This window comes from Flavobacterium sp. TSSA_36 (assembly GCF_051547165.1).
In the GTDB taxonomy this organism is placed as follows: domain Bacteria; phylum Bacteroidota; class Bacteroidia; order Flavobacteriales; family Flavobacteriaceae; genus Flavobacterium.
This window is the reverse complement of the sequence record NZ_JBPTTP010000006.1, coordinates 193,558-209,058: the sequence shown is the minus strand read 5'-3', so window position 1 is coordinate 209,058 and position 15,501 is coordinate 193,558. Positions and strand designations below refer to the sequence as shown.

At 36.1% G+C, this 15,501-nt stretch carries 16 protein-coding genes; 12 read left to right on the top strand and 4 right to left on the bottom strand.

Annotated elements, in window-relative coordinates:
• On the bottom strand, positions 1-228 hold the full coding sequence (locus tag ACSVH7_RS12685; RefSeq protein WP_438067067.1) for a hypothetical protein: 228 nt from the start codon (positions 226-228) through the stop codon (positions 1-3).
• Between the two features lie 192 nt (positions 229-420).
• Here ACSVH7_RS12685 and ACSVH7_RS12680 point away from each other — a divergent pair, with 192 nt between their 5' ends.
• Positions 421-792 (top strand): winged helix-turn-helix transcriptional regulator, encoded by a 372-nt coding sequence (locus tag ACSVH7_RS12680; RefSeq protein WP_438067066.1) that lies wholly within the window; start codon positions 421-423, stop codon positions 790-792.
• Here the strand turns inward: ACSVH7_RS12680 and ACSVH7_RS12675 are convergent.
• Complete coding sequence (locus ACSVH7_RS12675) at positions 768-1,289, bottom strand: lactoylglutathione lyase family protein (RefSeq protein WP_438067091.1); 522 nt, start codon at positions 1,287-1,289, stop codon at positions 768-770. The genes ACSVH7_RS12680 and ACSVH7_RS12675 overlap by 25 nt on opposite strands.
• Positions 1,290-1,643: 354 nt before the next feature.
• Here ACSVH7_RS12675 and ACSVH7_RS12670 point away from each other — a divergent pair, with 354 nt between their 5' ends.
• Positions 1,644-1,970: a DMT family transporter gene (locus tag ACSVH7_RS12670; protein ID WP_438067065.1), complete on the top strand. Its 327-nt coding sequence runs from the start codon at positions 1,644-1,646 to the stop codon at positions 1,968-1,970.
• A 106-nt stretch (positions 1,971-2,076) separates the two neighbouring features.
• Positions 2,077-3,357, top strand: coding sequence for an NAD(P)/FAD-dependent oxidoreductase (locus tag ACSVH7_RS12665; RefSeq protein WP_438067064.1), 1,281 nt, complete (start codon positions 2,077-2,079; stop codon positions 3,355-3,357).
• Between the two features lie 80 nt (positions 3,358-3,437).
• Here the strand turns inward: ACSVH7_RS12665 and ACSVH7_RS12660 are convergent, their stop codons facing one another.
• A complete protein-coding gene (locus ACSVH7_RS12660) occupies positions 3,438-4,286 on the bottom strand; it encodes a sulfurtransferase (protein WP_438067063.1) in 849 nt (282 codons plus the stop codon).
• 21 nt (positions 4,287-4,307) lie between these two features.
• Positions 4,308-5,195 carry a dienelactone hydrolase family protein gene (locus ACSVH7_RS12655; protein WP_438067062.1) on the bottom strand — a complete coding sequence of 296 codons (888 nt, stop codon included), beginning with the start codon at positions 5,193-5,195 and terminating at the stop codon, positions 4,308-4,310.
• 405 nt (positions 5,196-5,600) lie between these two features.
• On the opposite strand from ACSVH7_RS12655, the gene ACSVH7_RS12650 reads away from it, so the two are divergent.
• The 9 genes from ACSVH7_RS12650 (at position 5,601) to ACSVH7_RS12610 (ending at position 15,490) form a co-directional block, all read left to right on the top strand.
• Positions 5,601-6,560 (top strand): ion channel, encoded by a 960-nt coding sequence (locus ACSVH7_RS12650; protein WP_438067061.1) that lies wholly within the window; start codon positions 5,601-5,603, stop codon positions 6,558-6,560.
• 57 nt (positions 6,561-6,617) lie between these two features.
• Positions 6,618-7,514 carry a MerR family transcriptional regulator gene (locus ACSVH7_RS12645; protein ID WP_438067060.1) on the top strand — a complete coding sequence of 299 codons (897 nt, stop codon included), beginning with the start codon at positions 6,618-6,620 and terminating at the stop codon, positions 7,512-7,514.
• 35 nt (positions 7,515-7,549) lie between these two features.
• Positions 7,550-9,016, top strand: coding sequence for a phytoene desaturase family protein (locus ACSVH7_RS12640; RefSeq protein WP_438067059.1), 1,467 nt, complete (start codon positions 7,550-7,552; stop codon positions 9,014-9,016).
• Between the two features lie 2 nt (positions 9,017-9,018).
• Entirely contained in the window at positions 9,019-9,858 is an 840-nt protein-coding gene (locus tag ACSVH7_RS12635; RefSeq protein ID WP_438067058.1) for a phytoene/squalene synthase family protein, read from the top strand.
• Between the two features lie 27 nt (positions 9,859-9,885).
• Entirely contained in the window at positions 9,886-10,326 is a 441-nt protein-coding gene (locus tag ACSVH7_RS12630; protein ID WP_438067057.1) for a sterol desaturase family protein, read from the top strand.
• Positions 10,327-10,492: 166 nt separating this feature from the next.
• Entirely contained in the window at positions 10,493-10,957 is a 465-nt protein-coding gene (locus tag ACSVH7_RS12625) for an SRPBCC family protein (protein ID WP_438067056.1), read from the top strand.
• On the top strand, positions 10,957-12,249 hold the full coding sequence (locus ACSVH7_RS12620) for a cryptochrome/photolyase family protein (RefSeq protein ID WP_438067055.1): 1,293 nt from the start codon (positions 10,957-10,959) through the stop codon (positions 12,247-12,249). Before ACSVH7_RS12625 ends, ACSVH7_RS12620 begins: the two co-directional genes overlap by 1 nt.
• A 39-nt stretch (positions 12,250-12,288) precedes the next feature.
• Positions 12,289-12,849 carry a helix-turn-helix domain-containing protein gene (locus tag ACSVH7_RS12615; RefSeq protein ID WP_438067054.1) on the top strand — a complete coding sequence of 187 codons (561 nt, stop codon included), beginning with the start codon at positions 12,289-12,291 and terminating at the stop codon, positions 12,847-12,849.
• Positions 12,850-13,279: 430 nt separating this feature from the next.
• Positions 13,280-15,490, top strand: coding sequence for a heavy metal translocating P-type ATPase (locus ACSVH7_RS12610; protein ID WP_438067053.1), 2,211 nt, complete (start codon positions 13,280-13,282; stop codon positions 15,488-15,490).
• Positions 15,491-15,501: the final 11 nt, after the last annotated feature.

The following is a 15,501-nucleotide window of genomic DNA, read 5'->3' as shown; positions in this document are numbered from 1 at the left end:
CTATGATTTTTCTACTATTTTTGAATGATCTTCATACCAATCTTTGAATGTTTTGGAGGTATTGTACACATCTTTTAGTACCTTATATACCATGACAACGATTAATACATTGCCAATGATGAATAAAACATTCATTGCTGTAAAGGAAGTTGCTACTTGGCAAAAGGCAATAAAAAAAACTAAATAAACCGTAGTTAGTCCAATTAAAAAAAGAGCGACATTTTTCATAACCTTACAATTAAAATGGGTAATTTATTTTTTAGAAAACAACGTTAAATTACATAAATTGTTGTTTTTCAAATTACAACAATTGTTAATTTTGATGTAAATTACAAAACATAAATTGCTATAGGAAGTTCGAATACTTTAAAATTTCAACCTTTGTATTTTAATTTTTATCTAACTTTAAATTTAAAAAAGATGAGTCCGAAAAAGGAAAAAGAAACCATACGATACGACAACAAGGAATTCAATTGCTCCCTTGCCTTTACCTTGCGTTTAATTGGAGACAAATACAAAAGCCTTATTTTATTTCACTTAAAAGACGGCGCAATTCGATCGGGAGAATTACAAAAAAGTATCACAGATATTTCTAATAGAATGTTTATTTATTCTTTGCGTGCTTTGGAAAAAGATGCTTTAGTGAAACGAACCGTTTTTCCAGTTACTCCTCCAAGAGTGGACTACGAATTAACGGAAGCTGGTAAAACCATTATCCCCATTATTCTACAATTGAATCAGTGGGGACAAGATTTTGCAAAATCAAATCATTTATACGCACCTTGTGAATAATGCAATTCGTAAGAGTGCGTGTAAATTTCGAATACCGTTCCAAAAGGATCCTCTACATAACACATGCGGTAGGGTTTTTCACCAGGGTAATATTCGCGAATAGGCATTCTTTGTTTTCCTCCTGCGGCTACAATTTTTTTAACCAATCCTTCAATATCAGGATCTTGAATTGAAAAGTGAAACAGCCCAGAACGGAAAGGTTCAAAATTAGGTTTTAGTTCTTTACTTTCCTTAAATTCAAACAATTCGAATCCAATTCTGTCTCCTGAAGATAAATGAGCAATTTTAAAAGTACCCCAGCCTTCTCCAAATACATCGATACACATTTTACCGATGGCGGTTTCGTTCTCTTCTTTAACAACTGTTGGCTGCATGATGACATAAAATCCCAAAACTTCTGTATAAAATTTAACTGCTTTTTCAATATCTGGAACAGTAATTCCGACATGGGAAAAGGTTTTTGGGAATGGATTCAAAACTTCATTTTCATTTTTCATAATTGACTTTTTTTGTGAATAGCTCAATGTTACTAGTAACGATAAAGTTACAACATAAATTAATTTTTTCATGAACAGTTATATTTTTTAACAGTGCAAAAATATAACGTTACTATTTGTAAAACAAGATGTTACACTTGTTGCACTCAGTAACACCGTTGTGTATTTTTATGATTTTAGGGTTGTTATAGTCGAATAAAAAAAGGACTTTTATTTTAAAATTATTAGAAGTAGAAGGAATTATTTACAAAAAAATAATACTAATGGAAATTGTACATTTTAAATGTCCTTAAAAAGAGGTCATCTCGTTTTAATTCATTAATTTAGATTCATTACAAATAAATTAACACAAACATGAATTGGATCCTACTTATTATCGCTGGATTATTTGAAGTAGCTTTTGCTGCTTGTTTAGGCAAAGCCAAAGAAACAATTGGTATCGAAATGTATTATTGGTATGCTGGTTTTTTACTTTCTTTATTGATTAGTATGACTTTATTAATTAAAGCCACACAAACGCTTCCAATAGGAACAGCCTATGGTGTTTGGACAGGCATAGGCGCAGTGGGTACCGTTTTAATTGGAATTTTTGTATTCAAAGAACCGGCTAGTTTTTGGCGATTGTTTTTTATCACTACCTTGATTGCTTCCATTATTGGTTTAAAAGTAGTTTCACATTAAAGCCTAATCACATGAAATCGCCATTAACAAAGAGTTTGCTGCAAGCACAAACCAATAAATAAAAGGCGATACCATATATGACCGCTAAAAAATAAATTTTACATAAATGAAAAAAATCATCATTATTGGAGGAGGATTTGCGGGTCTGAATTTAGCAAAAGACATCAAAAATACCAGCTACGAAATCATCTTAGTGGATAAGAATAATTATGTTTTTTTTCCACCTTTACTTTATCAAGTTGCCACTGGATTTTTAGAACCTTCTAATATTAGTTATCCCTATCGAAAACTTTTACGGGATAAAAAAAATGTGCGTTTTGTGAATGGGGCTCTCGTCAAAATTGACGTATCTCAACAAAAAGTACTACTGGATACAGGAACATTATCATATGACTATCTTGTAATGGCTACAGGCACCGTTACGAACTATTTTGGTATGGAAAATGTAAAGAAAAACGCAATTCCCATGAAAACCTTGAACGATGCTTTAGAAATGCGTAATTTTTTACTAAAACAATTAGAAGAAGCTACAAGATTACTCGATAACAAGAAGAAATTAAAAGAAAAACTCAATATTGTGGTGGCTGGAGGTGGGCCAACCGGAGTTGAAATCTCAGGAATGCTTGCAGAATTGCGCAAAACCATTTTTAAAAAAGACTATCCAGAATTCAACAAACTGCCTGTAAATGCTCATATTTACTTAGTAGATGGAAGTGCGCAACTTTTATCTCCTATGAGTAAAAAAGCACAAGAAAGTACGCTACTAGAACTAAAAAAAATAGGAGTCAAAGTTTATTTAAATACGCAGGTTACCGATTTTTCAAATCAAAAAGTGATCTTGAGTAATGGAAAAATAATAGAAACTGAAAATTTAATTTGGGCTGCTGGAGTTACATCACAAAAGTTTGATGGAATTCCTGAGCACTGTTTTGGAAGAGGAAAAAGACTTCAAACTGATGCTTTTAACGCTATTGAAGGTTTAGAAAATGCCTACGCAATTGGAGATAACGCTATTCAATTTTTAGATCCAAATTTTAGGGATGGCCACCCACAAGTTGCCCAAGTCGCCTTGCAACAAGCCAAAAATTTGGCCATAAACTTTGATAATTTAGCGAATGGAAAACCTTTAAAAGAATTTTCATATCATGACAAAGGTTCTATGGCTATAATCGGCCGAAATAAAGCAGTGGCGGATTTGCCTAAAAACCTTCATTTTAAGGGGTTTTTTGCCTGGTTTATTTGGGTTTTTGTTCACCTCATTTCTTTAATGCATTATCGAAATAAAATCGCAACCTTTTACAACTGGTCTATCGCATATTTCACCAAAGACCATGATTTGAGAATGATCATTAGGCCAAATGAATCCAAAACTACTAATCCATCTTGAAACCAGTATCAGTACTAAACAGTTTTGAAATTGGATTGCGTCAAAAAAGCAGTGATACCACCACTGCTTTTTTTTATAAATTACAGTTTCGCTATGGGTTTGTCATTTCTACTCCATTCGCTCCAAGAGCCTACATATAATTTCGGGATAGCAAAACCAGCAAGATGTAGGGACAATACAGTATGGCAAGCCGTAATTCCCGATCCGCAATGTACAATGGTATTTTCTGATGAAGACTTTTCAAGGATAGCTTCGTATTTTTCTTTTAAAATTTCAGGAGCTAAAAAGAGACCGTTTTCATCGAGGTTTTGCGTAAAAGGAATGTTTATGGCTCCAGGAATGTGTCCTGCAACTACATCTATTGGTTCACTTTCGCCGTTATAGCGAAAAGTTTCTCTAACATCTATTATGGTATGTGAAGGAAGTTTGGCTACTGTCTCAACTTCATCAATCGAAGCCAATGGGTATTGCCAAGTGGTACAAGGATATTTGTCCTTTTTTATAATAGCAACTGGATCTGAATTTACAGGAAAACCTATTTTTTCTGCTGCTTGAATACCACCATTTAACACTTGGACTTTTTCATGACCTATCGCTTTAAGCATCCACCAAAATCGCGCAGCTGCATTCGCTCCATTTTTATCATCATAGACCACTATCCAAGTTTGAGGCGTTATCCCTAAATTGCCCAACGTTTTTGAAAAATCGTCAATACTTGGCAAGGGATGTCTTCCTCCATTGGAAACATCTGCGCCGATAGTGGCCAATTGGGTGTTACAGTCTGCAAAAATGGCTCCTTCAAGGTGTTTTAATTCATAGTTTTGTCTCGTATTCGTTCCATTGGAAGCGTCAACCAAAACCAAAGATTTTTTTTTATGCATCTCTTTGAGTTGTTGAGCTTCAATTATTGGACTTAATGATTCGTTCATATAAAATGTATTTTGAAAAATTTATTTAAGATGCTTTCTAAAGAAGTTAATAGTTCTTTCCCAAGCCAAGTTAGCGGCTTTTTCATCATAACGCGGTGTGGTATTATTATGAAAACCATGATTGACATCGGGATAGATAAAGGCTGTATAATCGATTTTATTTTGTTTTAATATAGTTTCATAAGCGGGCCAACCTTCATTAACTCGAATGTCTAAGCCTGCATATTGGATCAAGAGCGGTGCTTTAATTTTCGGGGCATCTGCTGCGCTAGGTTGGCCACCATAAAACGGGACTGCAGCTCCTAATTTTGGAACCCGAACGGCCATCATATTGGCAATCCATCCACCAAAACAAAATCCTACTACTCCCACATGGCCATTACAGTCTTTATGGTCTTTTAAAAATTCGTAAGCCGCTATAAAATCTTCTAGCATTTCCTCACGGGTCCGTTTTTTTTGTAATTCTCGACCAGCATCATCATTGCCAGGATATCCACCAAGCGGACTCAAAGCATCGGGTGCTAAAGTGATAAAGCCTTCGAGTGCACCTCTTCTTCCCACGTCTTCAATGTAAGGATTTAGGCCTCTGTTTTCATGAACTACAATAACACCGGGTAGTTTTTTCTTTTTGTCTGTTGGTTTAGAAAGTAATCCTTTGATTGTTCCGCCTCCTTTTGGCGAAGGGTAGCTAATTATGGCTGACTCTAATCTTGGATCGTCGGCTGCGATAGTTTGATTGTCTTTATAGTTGGGTGTGATGAAACTAAGTAAGGTAGGAACAGTCAAACTCCCCACAGCAAAAAGCGATAATTTTTCAATAAATTGCCTTCTTTCAATTTTATTATGGGCGTAATCATCATATAAATCAAAAACTTCTTGACTGATGTCAGCTTTGGTAATTTCTTTCATAAGTTTGTTTTTTTGTTTAGAATACTGTTGCGCCTATAAAAATAACTTTTTTTTGTTTAGATAAATGTAGCATATAAATTCTAGCCTTAATTGGTTACTTTTATTGTGTTCAAAAAGGAGGGAGGTAAGCTTTCGAATGTTTACACATGTAGGCTTTGTTTATTATAAAAGAATTTTCACGAATTCACTTTAATTACAAGCGTTTCATTAGGACTAAAATTGAAATAAACCGAATTTTTCTTATTCAGGTTCGATTTTTTTCATTCTTGCCAAATGGTTGTATTTGTGTTTATTTTGTTTTTAGAAGTAATTATCTTACTACCAATATTTTTTCGGCATCCACTAAAAAAGTTACTTAATTTACCTAAGCAAATCCCTATTTTAAGGAAATAATCATCACATTTTATGGCACTATTTCAACGATTAAATTCTAAATTAACCCCAATAAACAACACTGGATTTGGAGCAAATGCAGCAACTAATGGCAAACGTTTTTTTGATAAAAATGGAAAAACTAGTGTAAAGCGAGTTGGGTTGTCTTTTTTGGAGCACCACAGTTGGTATCATACGCTCATTGATATGCCCTCCTGGAAATTTTTAGCGCTATTGTTTTTGTTCTATATCGCTATAAATTTTGTGTTTGCTATAGGCTACTTCGCCATTGGAATTGAAAATTTAAATGGAATATCCCAAAATCAAAGTCAATGGATACAGTTCGGTCACGCCTATTTTTTTAGTGCTCAAACATTTACTACGGTGGGTTATGGACACATTAGTCCCGTAGGTTTCTTAGCGAGTTCCTTGTCTGCGGCTGAAGCATTAATTGGTCTTTTGAGTTTTGCAATTGCAACGGGACTATTTTTTGGTCGATTTAGTAAGCCGAAAGTCTATTTAAAATTTTCCGATAATGCGATAATAGCGCCTTACAAAGACGGTAATGCGCTCATGTTTAGGATGGCACCTTACAAGAATACCAATTATTTGGACACGGAAGTCAGTGTTACTTTAGGGCTGAATAGCATAGAAAATGGAAAACCGATCAACACCTTTTATGTCCTAGATTTAGAGATGAATAAATTAAATTCTCTAGTATTGAGCTGGACTCTAGTACATCCAATTACTGAAAAAAGCCCTCTTTTTCAATTTACTGCTGCTGATTTCGCTGCCATTACGGGAGAAGTGCTTGTTTTTGTAAAAACATTTGACGATATGTACAGCACCACGGTAGCCACACGAACTTCCTATATTTTTTCTGAAATAGTATATGGTGCAAAATTTCAACCCAATTTTGAAAGCAGCGAAAAACACATTTTTACCATACTTCACTTAGATAAGCTAAATCATTATGAAAAAATAACTTTGTAAATTTTCGCGGTTTGTCAAAAATAATTTTTACTTTTGTTTAATAAAATTTAAAAAACAATGAACAATGTAAAAAATGTTTTCAGCATTAAAGACCTGGAAAATCTTTCTGGGATCAAAGCGCACACCATTCGTATTTGGGAAAAGCGATACAATGTGCTGCAACCGATGAGAACGGATACTAATATTCGTTTGTATGATTTACAAAGTTTACAAAAGCTGTTGAATATTACCTTGCTTCATGATTATGGGTATAAAATATCGAAAATAGCTACTTATTCAGAAGAGAAAATACCTACTTTAGTTAGAGAAATTGTAACTACCAAAAATGCAAATAATCATGCAATTAGTGATTTTAAGGTAGCCATGATGAATTTTGATCAAGACATGTTTTTTAAAACTTATGATTGGTTAATAACTAAAAAGACTTTTAAAGAAGTTTTTATGCAGGTTTTTGTGCCGTTAATGAATGAGTTGGGTTTATTATGGCAGACAGATACCATAACCCCAGCTCATGAGCATTTTGTGAGTTATTTAATCAAGCAGAAATTATTAGTCAATATTGAACAACAACAAAAGCAAGAAATTACAAATACTCACAAAGTATTTGTGTTGTCTTTGCCAATGAATGAAATTCACGAATTAGGTTTGATGTATTTGCATTATGAAGTGTTATTACAAGGTTATAAAACGATTTACCTAGGTGAAAGCATGCCAATCGATAACTTGCCTATGTTGAAAAACACTTTTGATAACATTACTTATATTTCCTATATGACTGTGCAACCGGATCGTGAAAGTGTGAATGAATATGTAAAAACAATGCAAAAAGAGTTACTGGGAGATGGAACACAACTTTGGTTTATAGGTAGATTAGTAGAAGCAATTCGACCCGAAGTATTAGGGGATGATTGCAGAGTGTTTGAATCTATCCCAGAATTAATTGATGCCGTTTAGAGCAACCCTAATACAATTAACGCCCCAACAATAAAATGAATAAAGTTGCAATTATTGGCTCAGGATTTTCGTCCCTGTCGGCCGCCTGTTATTTAGCTAAAAGTGGCCATGACGTTACTGTTTTTGAAAAAAATCAAACCATTGGAGGTCGAGCAAGACAACTCAAAGTGCAAGGTTTTACCTTTGATATGGGTCCGAGTTGGTATTGGATGCCAGATATTTTTGAACGATTTTTTGCCGACTTTGGAAAGAAAACCACAGATTATTATGAGCTAATAAAACTGTCTCCTGCCTATCGAGTATATTTCGGAATCAATGATTTTATAGCTATAGCTGATAATCTTGATGATATAGCTCATACTTTCGAAGCAATTGAAAAAGGAAGTGGGAAAGTTTTGCAAGCTTTCATGGCCGAAGCACAAAGTAATTATAATATAGCCATTAAAGATTTAGTCTATCGTCCAGGTGTTTCTCCTCTGGAATTGGTGACTCTAAAAACAGCCCAAAAAGTAGGACAGTTTTTTAGTAATATCAGCCGCGACGTTCGCAAAAAGTTTAAAAACCCACGATTAATTCAAATTTTAGAGTTTCCAGTATTATTTCTTGGAGCAAAACCTTCGGATACGCCTTCATTTTATAGTTTCATGAACTATGCTGATTTTGGTTTAGGTACTTGGCACCCCAAAACAGGCATGTTTGACGTGGTTCGCGCGATGGAAACTTTAGCGAAAGAAGTTGGGGTGAAATTTGTCACCGAAGCAACCATCGAAAAAATTGTTGTAGAGCATAAAACCGCTACCGGAATTGTGGTCAACGGGCAAACTATTACTGCTGATATTGTGCTTAGCGGTGCCGATTATCATCATACAGAAACTTTATTGGATAAAGAGCATCGAGCTTACTCAGAAGCGTATTGGGAAAGTCGCGTTTTTGCACCGTCTTCATTACTGTTTTATGTAGGTTTTGATAAAAAAATAGAAAATATTTCGCATCATGCCTTGTTTTTCGATGTCGATTTTTACCAACATGCCAAAGATATTTACGATGAGCCACAATGGCCTAAAGAACCACTATTTTATGCTAATTTTCCATCCTTGACTGACAAAACCGCAGCTCCTGATGGAATGGAATCCGCCTTTTTTTTAGTGCCCTTAGCTCCCGGAATAAATGATACAGAGGCATTGAGAGAAGAATACTTTGATAAAATAATTACTCGTTTTGAGCTACTTACGCAACAATCTGTCAAAAAAAATATTATATTTAAACAATCCTTTTGTAAAAATGATTTTGTAGCAGACTACAACTCCTATAAAGGAAATGCTTACGGAATGGCGAACACATTGTTACAAACGGCTTTTCTTAGACCAAAATTGAAAAGTAAAAAAGTCAAAAATTTATTTTTCACAGGGCAATTAACCGTGCCAGGTCCAGGAGTACCTCCTGCATTAATTTCAGGAAAACTAGTATCAGAATTAATCCATAACCAAATTTCAGTAGCCTAATTATGAAACAATTATTTGATGAGGTATCCTTTAAGTGCAGTAAATTAGTAACCAAAAATTACAGTACTTCCTTCTCTACAGCCGTTTATATGCTTGCGCCAAGCATCAGACGTGACATTTACAATATCTACGGATTTGTTCGTTTTGCCGATGAAATTGTCGATTCTTTTCATGGATTTGACAAAGAACAATTAATTCAAGAGTTTGAAATCGAATATTATAAAGCCTTAAAATCAGGTATCAGTTTGAATCCGATTCTCAATGCTTTTCAAACTACTGTAAAAGAAAATAATATTTCGGATGATTTGGTACAGGCTTTTCTAAAGAGTATGAAACTCGACTTGATAAAATCAGACTATCACACCCAATCCGAATACCAAGAATACATTTATGGTTCGGCTGATGTGGTAGGGTTAATGTGTTTGAAAGTTTTTGTAAAAGGCGATGAAGACAAATACAATTTCCTAAAGGATGAAGCTATGCGTTTGGGTTCTGCTTTTCAAAAAGTGAATTTTCTTAGAGATTTAAAAGACGATAATCTGGTGCTAAATCGCAATTATTTTCCAGGTGTCGACTTGAAATCGTTTGATGAAGATTCCAAGAAAACAATCATTGCCGAAATTAAAGAAGATTTTAGAGTAGCACGCGAAGGCATCAAAAAATTACCACTCGAAGCTAAATTTGGGGTTTTTACAGCCTATGTGTATTATCTGAAATTGTTACGCAAACTCGAAAGTACTCCTTGTCATAAAATCGGAACCGAAAGAATACGAGTATCCAATTATTCCAAAGCGGGCTTATTAGCACAATCTTTTGTGACGTACAAATTGAGAATGGTTTAATTCTAAATTAAAATAAACACAACAACAATGCTTAACTTTTTTATTTTTTTAGGGGTTTTTCTGATTATGGAATGTGTCACTTGGTGTACCCACAAATTCGTCATGCACGGTTTTATGTGGTATTTTCACGCTGACCACCATCAGCCAAAATATGCGCATATCTTTGAACGCAACGATATTTTCTTCGTAATTTTTGCCATTCCTAGTATTCTTCTTTTTTATTTTGGTGCAGAAGGCGGTCTTAATTATCTTTTTTTTATAGGTTTGGGTATCTTTTTTTATGGATTGTGTTACTTTCTAATCCACGATGTATTGATTCATCAACGCTTTAAATGGTTCAAAAACACCAACAACAAATATCTCATAGGACTACGAAAAGCCCACAAAGTACACCACAAACATTTAGGTAAAGAACAAGGCGAATGTTTCGGAATGCTATTCGTTCCGTTCAAATATTATAAAATGTAGTTTTGGGCGTGCCCCCCGAAACACGAGTATACTACCGACACCATTCCCCAATCGGGGGTCGGGTCATCCATTCCCGCTTTGTTGTAGTGGCCTTGATCGCCACTACAACAAGAGCTCCATTACTACCCCTCACGCAGGGCAATCAACAACATTTATCGTACACATCATGAAAGTTTATAAAAAAGAATCCGTTCAACACATCAATGCTACTCTTGAGGAATGTTGGGCTTTTTTCTCTAGTCCACAGAATTTACAGAAGATAACTCCGGCAGACATGGGCTTTCAAATTACTGATTTTGATGGACGCACCGCTTATCCCGGACAGGTTATTCAGTACAAAGTGTCACCATTACTGGGAATAAAACTCAGTTGGATGACCATCATAACAGCCGTAAAAGATAAAAGTTATTTTATAGACGAGCAGCGATTTGGCCCTTACACATTATGGCATCATAAACATTTTTTTGAAGCCACACCCACAGGAGTTAAAATGACTGATGTTGTGCACTATGCCTTGCCTTTAGGGATTTTAGGAAGAATAATGAATCGACTTGTAGTCAAAAACAAGTTGAATGAAATTTTCTCTTTCCGTGAAAAAGCAGTGGATTCTATTTTTAATACCCAGAAATAATGTCGAAATCGGTTACTTTTTTTTGGTTTCGTCGCGATTTGCGGTTAGAAGATAATGTCGGGATATTTGAGGCTTTGCAAAGTCCGTTTCCCGTAATTCCTCTTTTTATTTTTGACGATGCCATTTTGGAGCAGTTGCCCAAAGACGATGCTAGAGTTACTTTTATCTACGAATCACTTTCGAAAATCAACGAAAAATTAGCTGAATTTGGCAGTTCTCTTATAGTAAAAAAAGGAAAAACCCAAGAAGTTTGGCAACAATTAATGACAGATTTTGAGGTCAAAGAAGTATTTTTTAATAAAGATTACGAGCCCTATGCTATAAAAAGAGACCAACAGATTACCGAATTGTTAGCTCAAAATGGCGTAAAAGTTCAGGCATTCAAAGACCAAGTCATTTTTGAAGAAGCCGAAATCACCAAGGCCGACGGTTTGCCTTACACGGTTTACACGCCTTATAAAAACAGATGGTTAGAAAAATACAGAACGATGTCACCCGTTGCGGAGCAAGATACGAGCGTTTTTTCTAAAAATTGGTTTTCTAGTTCTTTCGAATTTCCCTCCTTGTCTGCTATTGGTTTTGAAGCTAGTGCCATCAAAGTCAAACCCCACAATTTGACTAAAATCGCAAATTATCACGAAACCCGTGATTTTCCAGCATTAGATACGACCTCTTATTTGTCGCCACATTTGCGATTTGGTACCGTTAGTGTCCGAAAATTAGTGAATTGGGCTGCTCGTAAAAATGACGTTTTCTTGAGCGAACTCATTTGGAGAGAATTTTTTATGCAAATCTTGTATCATTTCCCCAAAGTAGTCCAACACAATTTTAAATCAGCTTACGACGGTATAGAATGGCGCAATGACGAAGCTGATTTTCAGCGGTGGTGTTCAGGAAATACAGGTTATCCAATGGTTGACGCAGGTATGCGCGAACTCAATGCTACAGGTTATATGCACAATCGAGTGCGTATGGTGGTGGCTAGTTTTTTGTGCAAACATTTGTTATTGCCTTGGCAATGGGGCGAAGCCTATTTTGCTCAAAAGCTTTTAGACTATGATTTGTCTGCCAATGTAGGTAATTGGCAATGGGCTGCAGGTACTGGTTGCGATGCTGCTCCTTATTTTAGAGTCTTCAATCCTGATATTCAATTGCAAAAATTTGACGCCAAAGGCCACTACATCCGAAAATGGATTCCTGAATTTGATTTAGGTTACGGTGCACCTATGGTAGAACACGCTATGGCTAGAGACCGCGCCATCGCTACATACAAAGCTGGGATTTTGAAATAAGCAATCGCATATTTTGTACTTTTACAAAAAACTCCAAAAATGAAAATCTACATCAAAAATATGGTGTGCCATCGTTGCATTATGGTGGTACAATCCGAGTTAGAAAAGAGCGGATTTACGCCACTTTCCGTATCTCTTGGTGAAGTAGTTTTTGAAAAGGAACTTGCTGTAAGCGACCAAGAAATTATAGCTAAAACACTTCAAAATGTTGGTTTTGAAATCATCGAAGACCAAAAAAAGCAAGGGGTTGAAAAAGTGAAAACCTTGATTATTGATTTGGTTCAAAATCAAAATTCGGCACTCAAAAATACCCTTTCCGACTATTTGAGTACCCAATTGGATTGTGATTACAAATCCATTACTACTTTGTTTACTGAACTCGAGGGGGCCACAATTGAGAAATATTTCATCGCACAAAAGATTGAAAAAGTAAAAGAGTTATTAGTATACAACGAGTTGACTTTGAGTGAAATTGCCTTTCAGTTACAGTATTCAAGTGTGGCCCATTTGAGCAATCAATTCAAAAGTGTAACAGGATTAACACCGAGTTATTTCAAAAATCTTCGTACCGAACGACGGATTCCTTTAGATCAAGTGTAAGCAAAGTAGTTCGTTTCCCTTAAAAAAGTTAGCCACGAATGCACAAATTGGTACTAATTTTTATAAATATTAAAATGGAATTGCACTAATTTTATAGATCCTTAAGAATTCGTGGAATAAAAAACGGTTAGAAATTAGTGTTTATTCTTGTTTTTTTTGGGGAAATTTTCTTGATTATAAGGTGTTTTTTATGGCGTAAATTCTAAAATTCATGTTATTTGTGAATTGAAGAACCAAAGCAAAGTGCACCACAATTATTATAGCATTCTAGCTGCAATTGGTGCATTCGTGGCTCTTTTTTAGATGACGGATGCTTGAAAAAGTATTCACTGTTTATCTTCGGAAATTGTTGTAATTCTTTAGGATAATTGTGTAATACTTCTCAATTTGATTCCAAGTAATTTTGTACTGTAATTTAAAACAGTATACTATGAAAACTACTATAAAGAGACAAATTCCAGTTTTACAAATGGGATGTGCGTCTTGCGCCAATAAAATCGCTTCTACAGTTCAAGCCTTAAATGGGATTGTTTCAGCCGAAGTCAACTATGCTTCGGCAATCCTTTCCCTTGAGTTCTTTCCAAAAATCATTACCCTATCCGAAGTCCAAAAAGCGGTGCAAGACGCAGGCTATGATTTGTTTATTGAGGAAGAAGCCAATGAAAGTAAAACCTTGGCTGCGATACAAGAAGAAAAAATGACCACTTTAAAAACCAAAACCATTTGGGCTTTGCTATTGGCTTTGCCTATTGTAATTATTGGTATGTTTTTTATGGAAATGCCTTATGCTAACGAAATTATGTGGGTGTTAGCAACTCCTGTTGTTTTCGGATTTGGAAGTAGTTTTTTTATAAATGCTTGGAAGCAAGCCCAACATCGTACAGCCAATATGGACACACTCGTAGCGCTGAGTACAGGAGTCGCGTATATATTTAGTGTTTTCAATACGTTGTTTCCGGAGTATTGGCATCAAAAAGGATTGCACGGACACGTCTATTTTGAAGCGGCTGCTGTTGTAGTAGCTTTTATCTTATTAGGCAAATGGTTAGAAGAAAACGCCAAATCCAATACCTCCACCGCTATAAAAAAGTTGATGGAGTTGCAACCCAATACGGTTACTTTGTGGTTCGACAACGAGCAGCAAAAAGTAATTCCTATCGAGCAAGTTAAAGTTGGGGATCGATTGCTGGTAAAACCTGGCGAACGTATTGCAGTCGATGGTGTTGTCATAAGTGGAGATTCTTATGTGGATGAAAGTATGTTAAGCGGCGAACCCATTCCCGTACTCAAAAAGGCAAACGAAAAAGTTTGGGCAGGTACGTTGAATCAAAAAGGTAGTTTGGTGTTCAAAGCCGTCCAAATTGGCTCCGAAACGCTTTTGGCTCATATTATCAAAACGGTCCAAGACGCACAAGGAAGCAAGGCCCCAGTTCAAAAAAAGGTCGACTTTATCGCTAGTATTTTTGTGCCTGTGGTTATGGTGATTGCAGTTTTGGCTTTTGTTTTGTGGTGGATTTTAGGGGGTGAAAATGGCTTTACGCAAGGTATTATGGCTTTAGTCACTGTTTTGGTGATTGCTTGTCCGTGCGCTTTGGGATTGGCAACTCCAACAGCCATTATGGTTGGAGTAGGCAAGGGTGCCGAAAATGGCATTCTCATTAAAGATGCACTGAGTTTAGAATTGGCACAAAAAATAGACACCATCGTTCTAGACAAAACAGGGACCATCACCGAAGGAAGACCGAAAGTAACTGGTGAACAATGGAGTACTGTCGATTCTCATTTACGTTCCATTTTGTTGAGTATCGAATCGCAATCCGAGCATCCTTTGGCGGAAGCCGTGGTGCAACATTTACAAGGAGTTCCAACGGTTGCGATTACTAATTTTGAGAGTATAACAGGGCAAGGCGTTAGAGCCAAAGTAGAAGGTGAGGAGTATTTTGTAGGGAATCCCTCTTTTTTAAAAGCCAACCAAATCGAAATAGGCGAAGACTTTCTTCAAAAAAGTACCGTTTGGGAAGCCGAAGCCAAAACCGTAATTGGCTTTGCTAATGCAATTAGCGTTTTAGCGCTCTTGGCCATTTCGGATGCAGTAAAACCAACTTCTGCGGCAGCGATTCGTGAGTTGCAACAGATTGGTGTTGAGGTATATATGCTAACGGGCGATGCTGAAAAAGCCGCACAAGCGATGGCTACACAAATGGGAATTACTCACTATAAAGGCGGAGTGTTGCCTCAACAAAAAGCCGATTTTATCAAAGAATTACAAGCTCAAGGCAAAACAGTTGCTATGGTGGGTGATGGGATTAATGACAGCACCGCATTGGCCCAAGCCGATGTCAGTATTGCTATGGGAAAAGGAAGCGCCATTGCGATGGAAGTCGCCAATATGACGCTAATGACCTCGGATTTGCATAAGATTCCGCAAGCGATTCGATTGTCAAAAGCTACTGTGGCTACTATACACCAAAACTTATTTTGGGCTTTTATTTATAATGTGATTGGCATTCCTATCGCGGCGGGGATTCTATTTCCGTTTAATGGCTTTTTACTCAATCCGATGCTCGCGGGTGCAGCTATGGCTCTCAGCAGTGTAAGTGTGGTAAGTAATAGTTTGCGATTGAAAGTGAAAAAGTTGTAGGGTAGTAAACT

Bases quoted from the DNA above. Each gene is read 5' to 3' on its own strand.
- ACSVH7_RS12625 (WP_438067056.1), top strand. From the start codon at position 10,493: ATGAAAGTTTATAAAAAAGAATCCGTTCAACACATCAATGCTACTCTT.
- ACSVH7_RS12640 (WP_438067059.1), top strand. From the start codon at position 7,550: ATGAATAAAGTTGCAATTATTGGCTCAGGATTTTCGTCCCTGTCGGCC.
- ACSVH7_RS12615 (WP_438067054.1), top strand. From the start codon at position 12,289: ATGAAAATCTACATCAAAAATATGGTGTGCCATCGTTGCATTATGGTG.
- ACSVH7_RS12660 (WP_438067063.1), bottom strand. From the start codon at position 4,286: ATGAACGAATCATTAAGTCCAATAATTGAAGCTCAACAACTCAAAGAG.
- ACSVH7_RS12645 (WP_438067060.1), top strand. From the start codon at position 6,618: ATGAACAATGTAAAAAATGTTTTCAGCATTAAAGACCTGGAAAATCTT.
- ACSVH7_RS12665 (WP_438067064.1), top strand. From the start codon at position 2,077: ATGAAAAAAATCATCATTATTGGAGGAGGATTTGCGGGTCTGAATTTA.
- ACSVH7_RS12655 (WP_438067062.1), bottom strand. From the start codon at position 5,195: ATGAAAGAAATTACCAAAGCTGACATCAGTCAAGAAGTTTTTGATTTA.
- ACSVH7_RS12675 (WP_438067091.1), bottom strand. From the start codon at position 1,289: ATGAAAAATGAAAATGAAGTTTTGAATCCATTCCCAAAAACCTTTTCC.
- ACSVH7_RS12680 (WP_438067066.1), top strand. From the start codon at position 421: ATGAGTCCGAAAAAGGAAAAAGAAACCATACGATACGACAACAAGGAA.
- ACSVH7_RS12610 (WP_438067053.1), top strand. From the start codon at position 13,280: ATGAAAACTACTATAAAGAGACAAATTCCAGTTTTACAAATGGGATGT.
- ACSVH7_RS12650 (WP_438067061.1), top strand. From the start codon at position 5,601: ATGGCACTATTTCAACGATTAAATTCTAAATTAACCCCAATAAACAAC.
- ACSVH7_RS12670 (WP_438067065.1), top strand. From the start codon at position 1,644: ATGAATTGGATCCTACTTATTATCGCTGGATTATTTGAAGTAGCTTTT.
- ACSVH7_RS12685 (WP_438067067.1), bottom strand. From the start codon at position 228: ATGAAAAATGTCGCTCTTTTTTTAATTGGACTAACTACGGTTTATTTA.
- ACSVH7_RS12635 (WP_438067058.1), top strand. From the start codon at position 9,019: ATGAAACAATTATTTGATGAGGTATCCTTTAAGTGCAGTAAATTAGTA.
- ACSVH7_RS12630 (WP_438067057.1), top strand. From the start codon at position 9,886: ATGCTTAACTTTTTTATTTTTTTAGGGGTTTTTCTGATTATGGAATGT.
- ACSVH7_RS12620 (WP_438067055.1), top strand. From the start codon at position 10,957: ATGTCGAAATCGGTTACTTTTTTTTGGTTTCGTCGCGATTTGCGGTTA.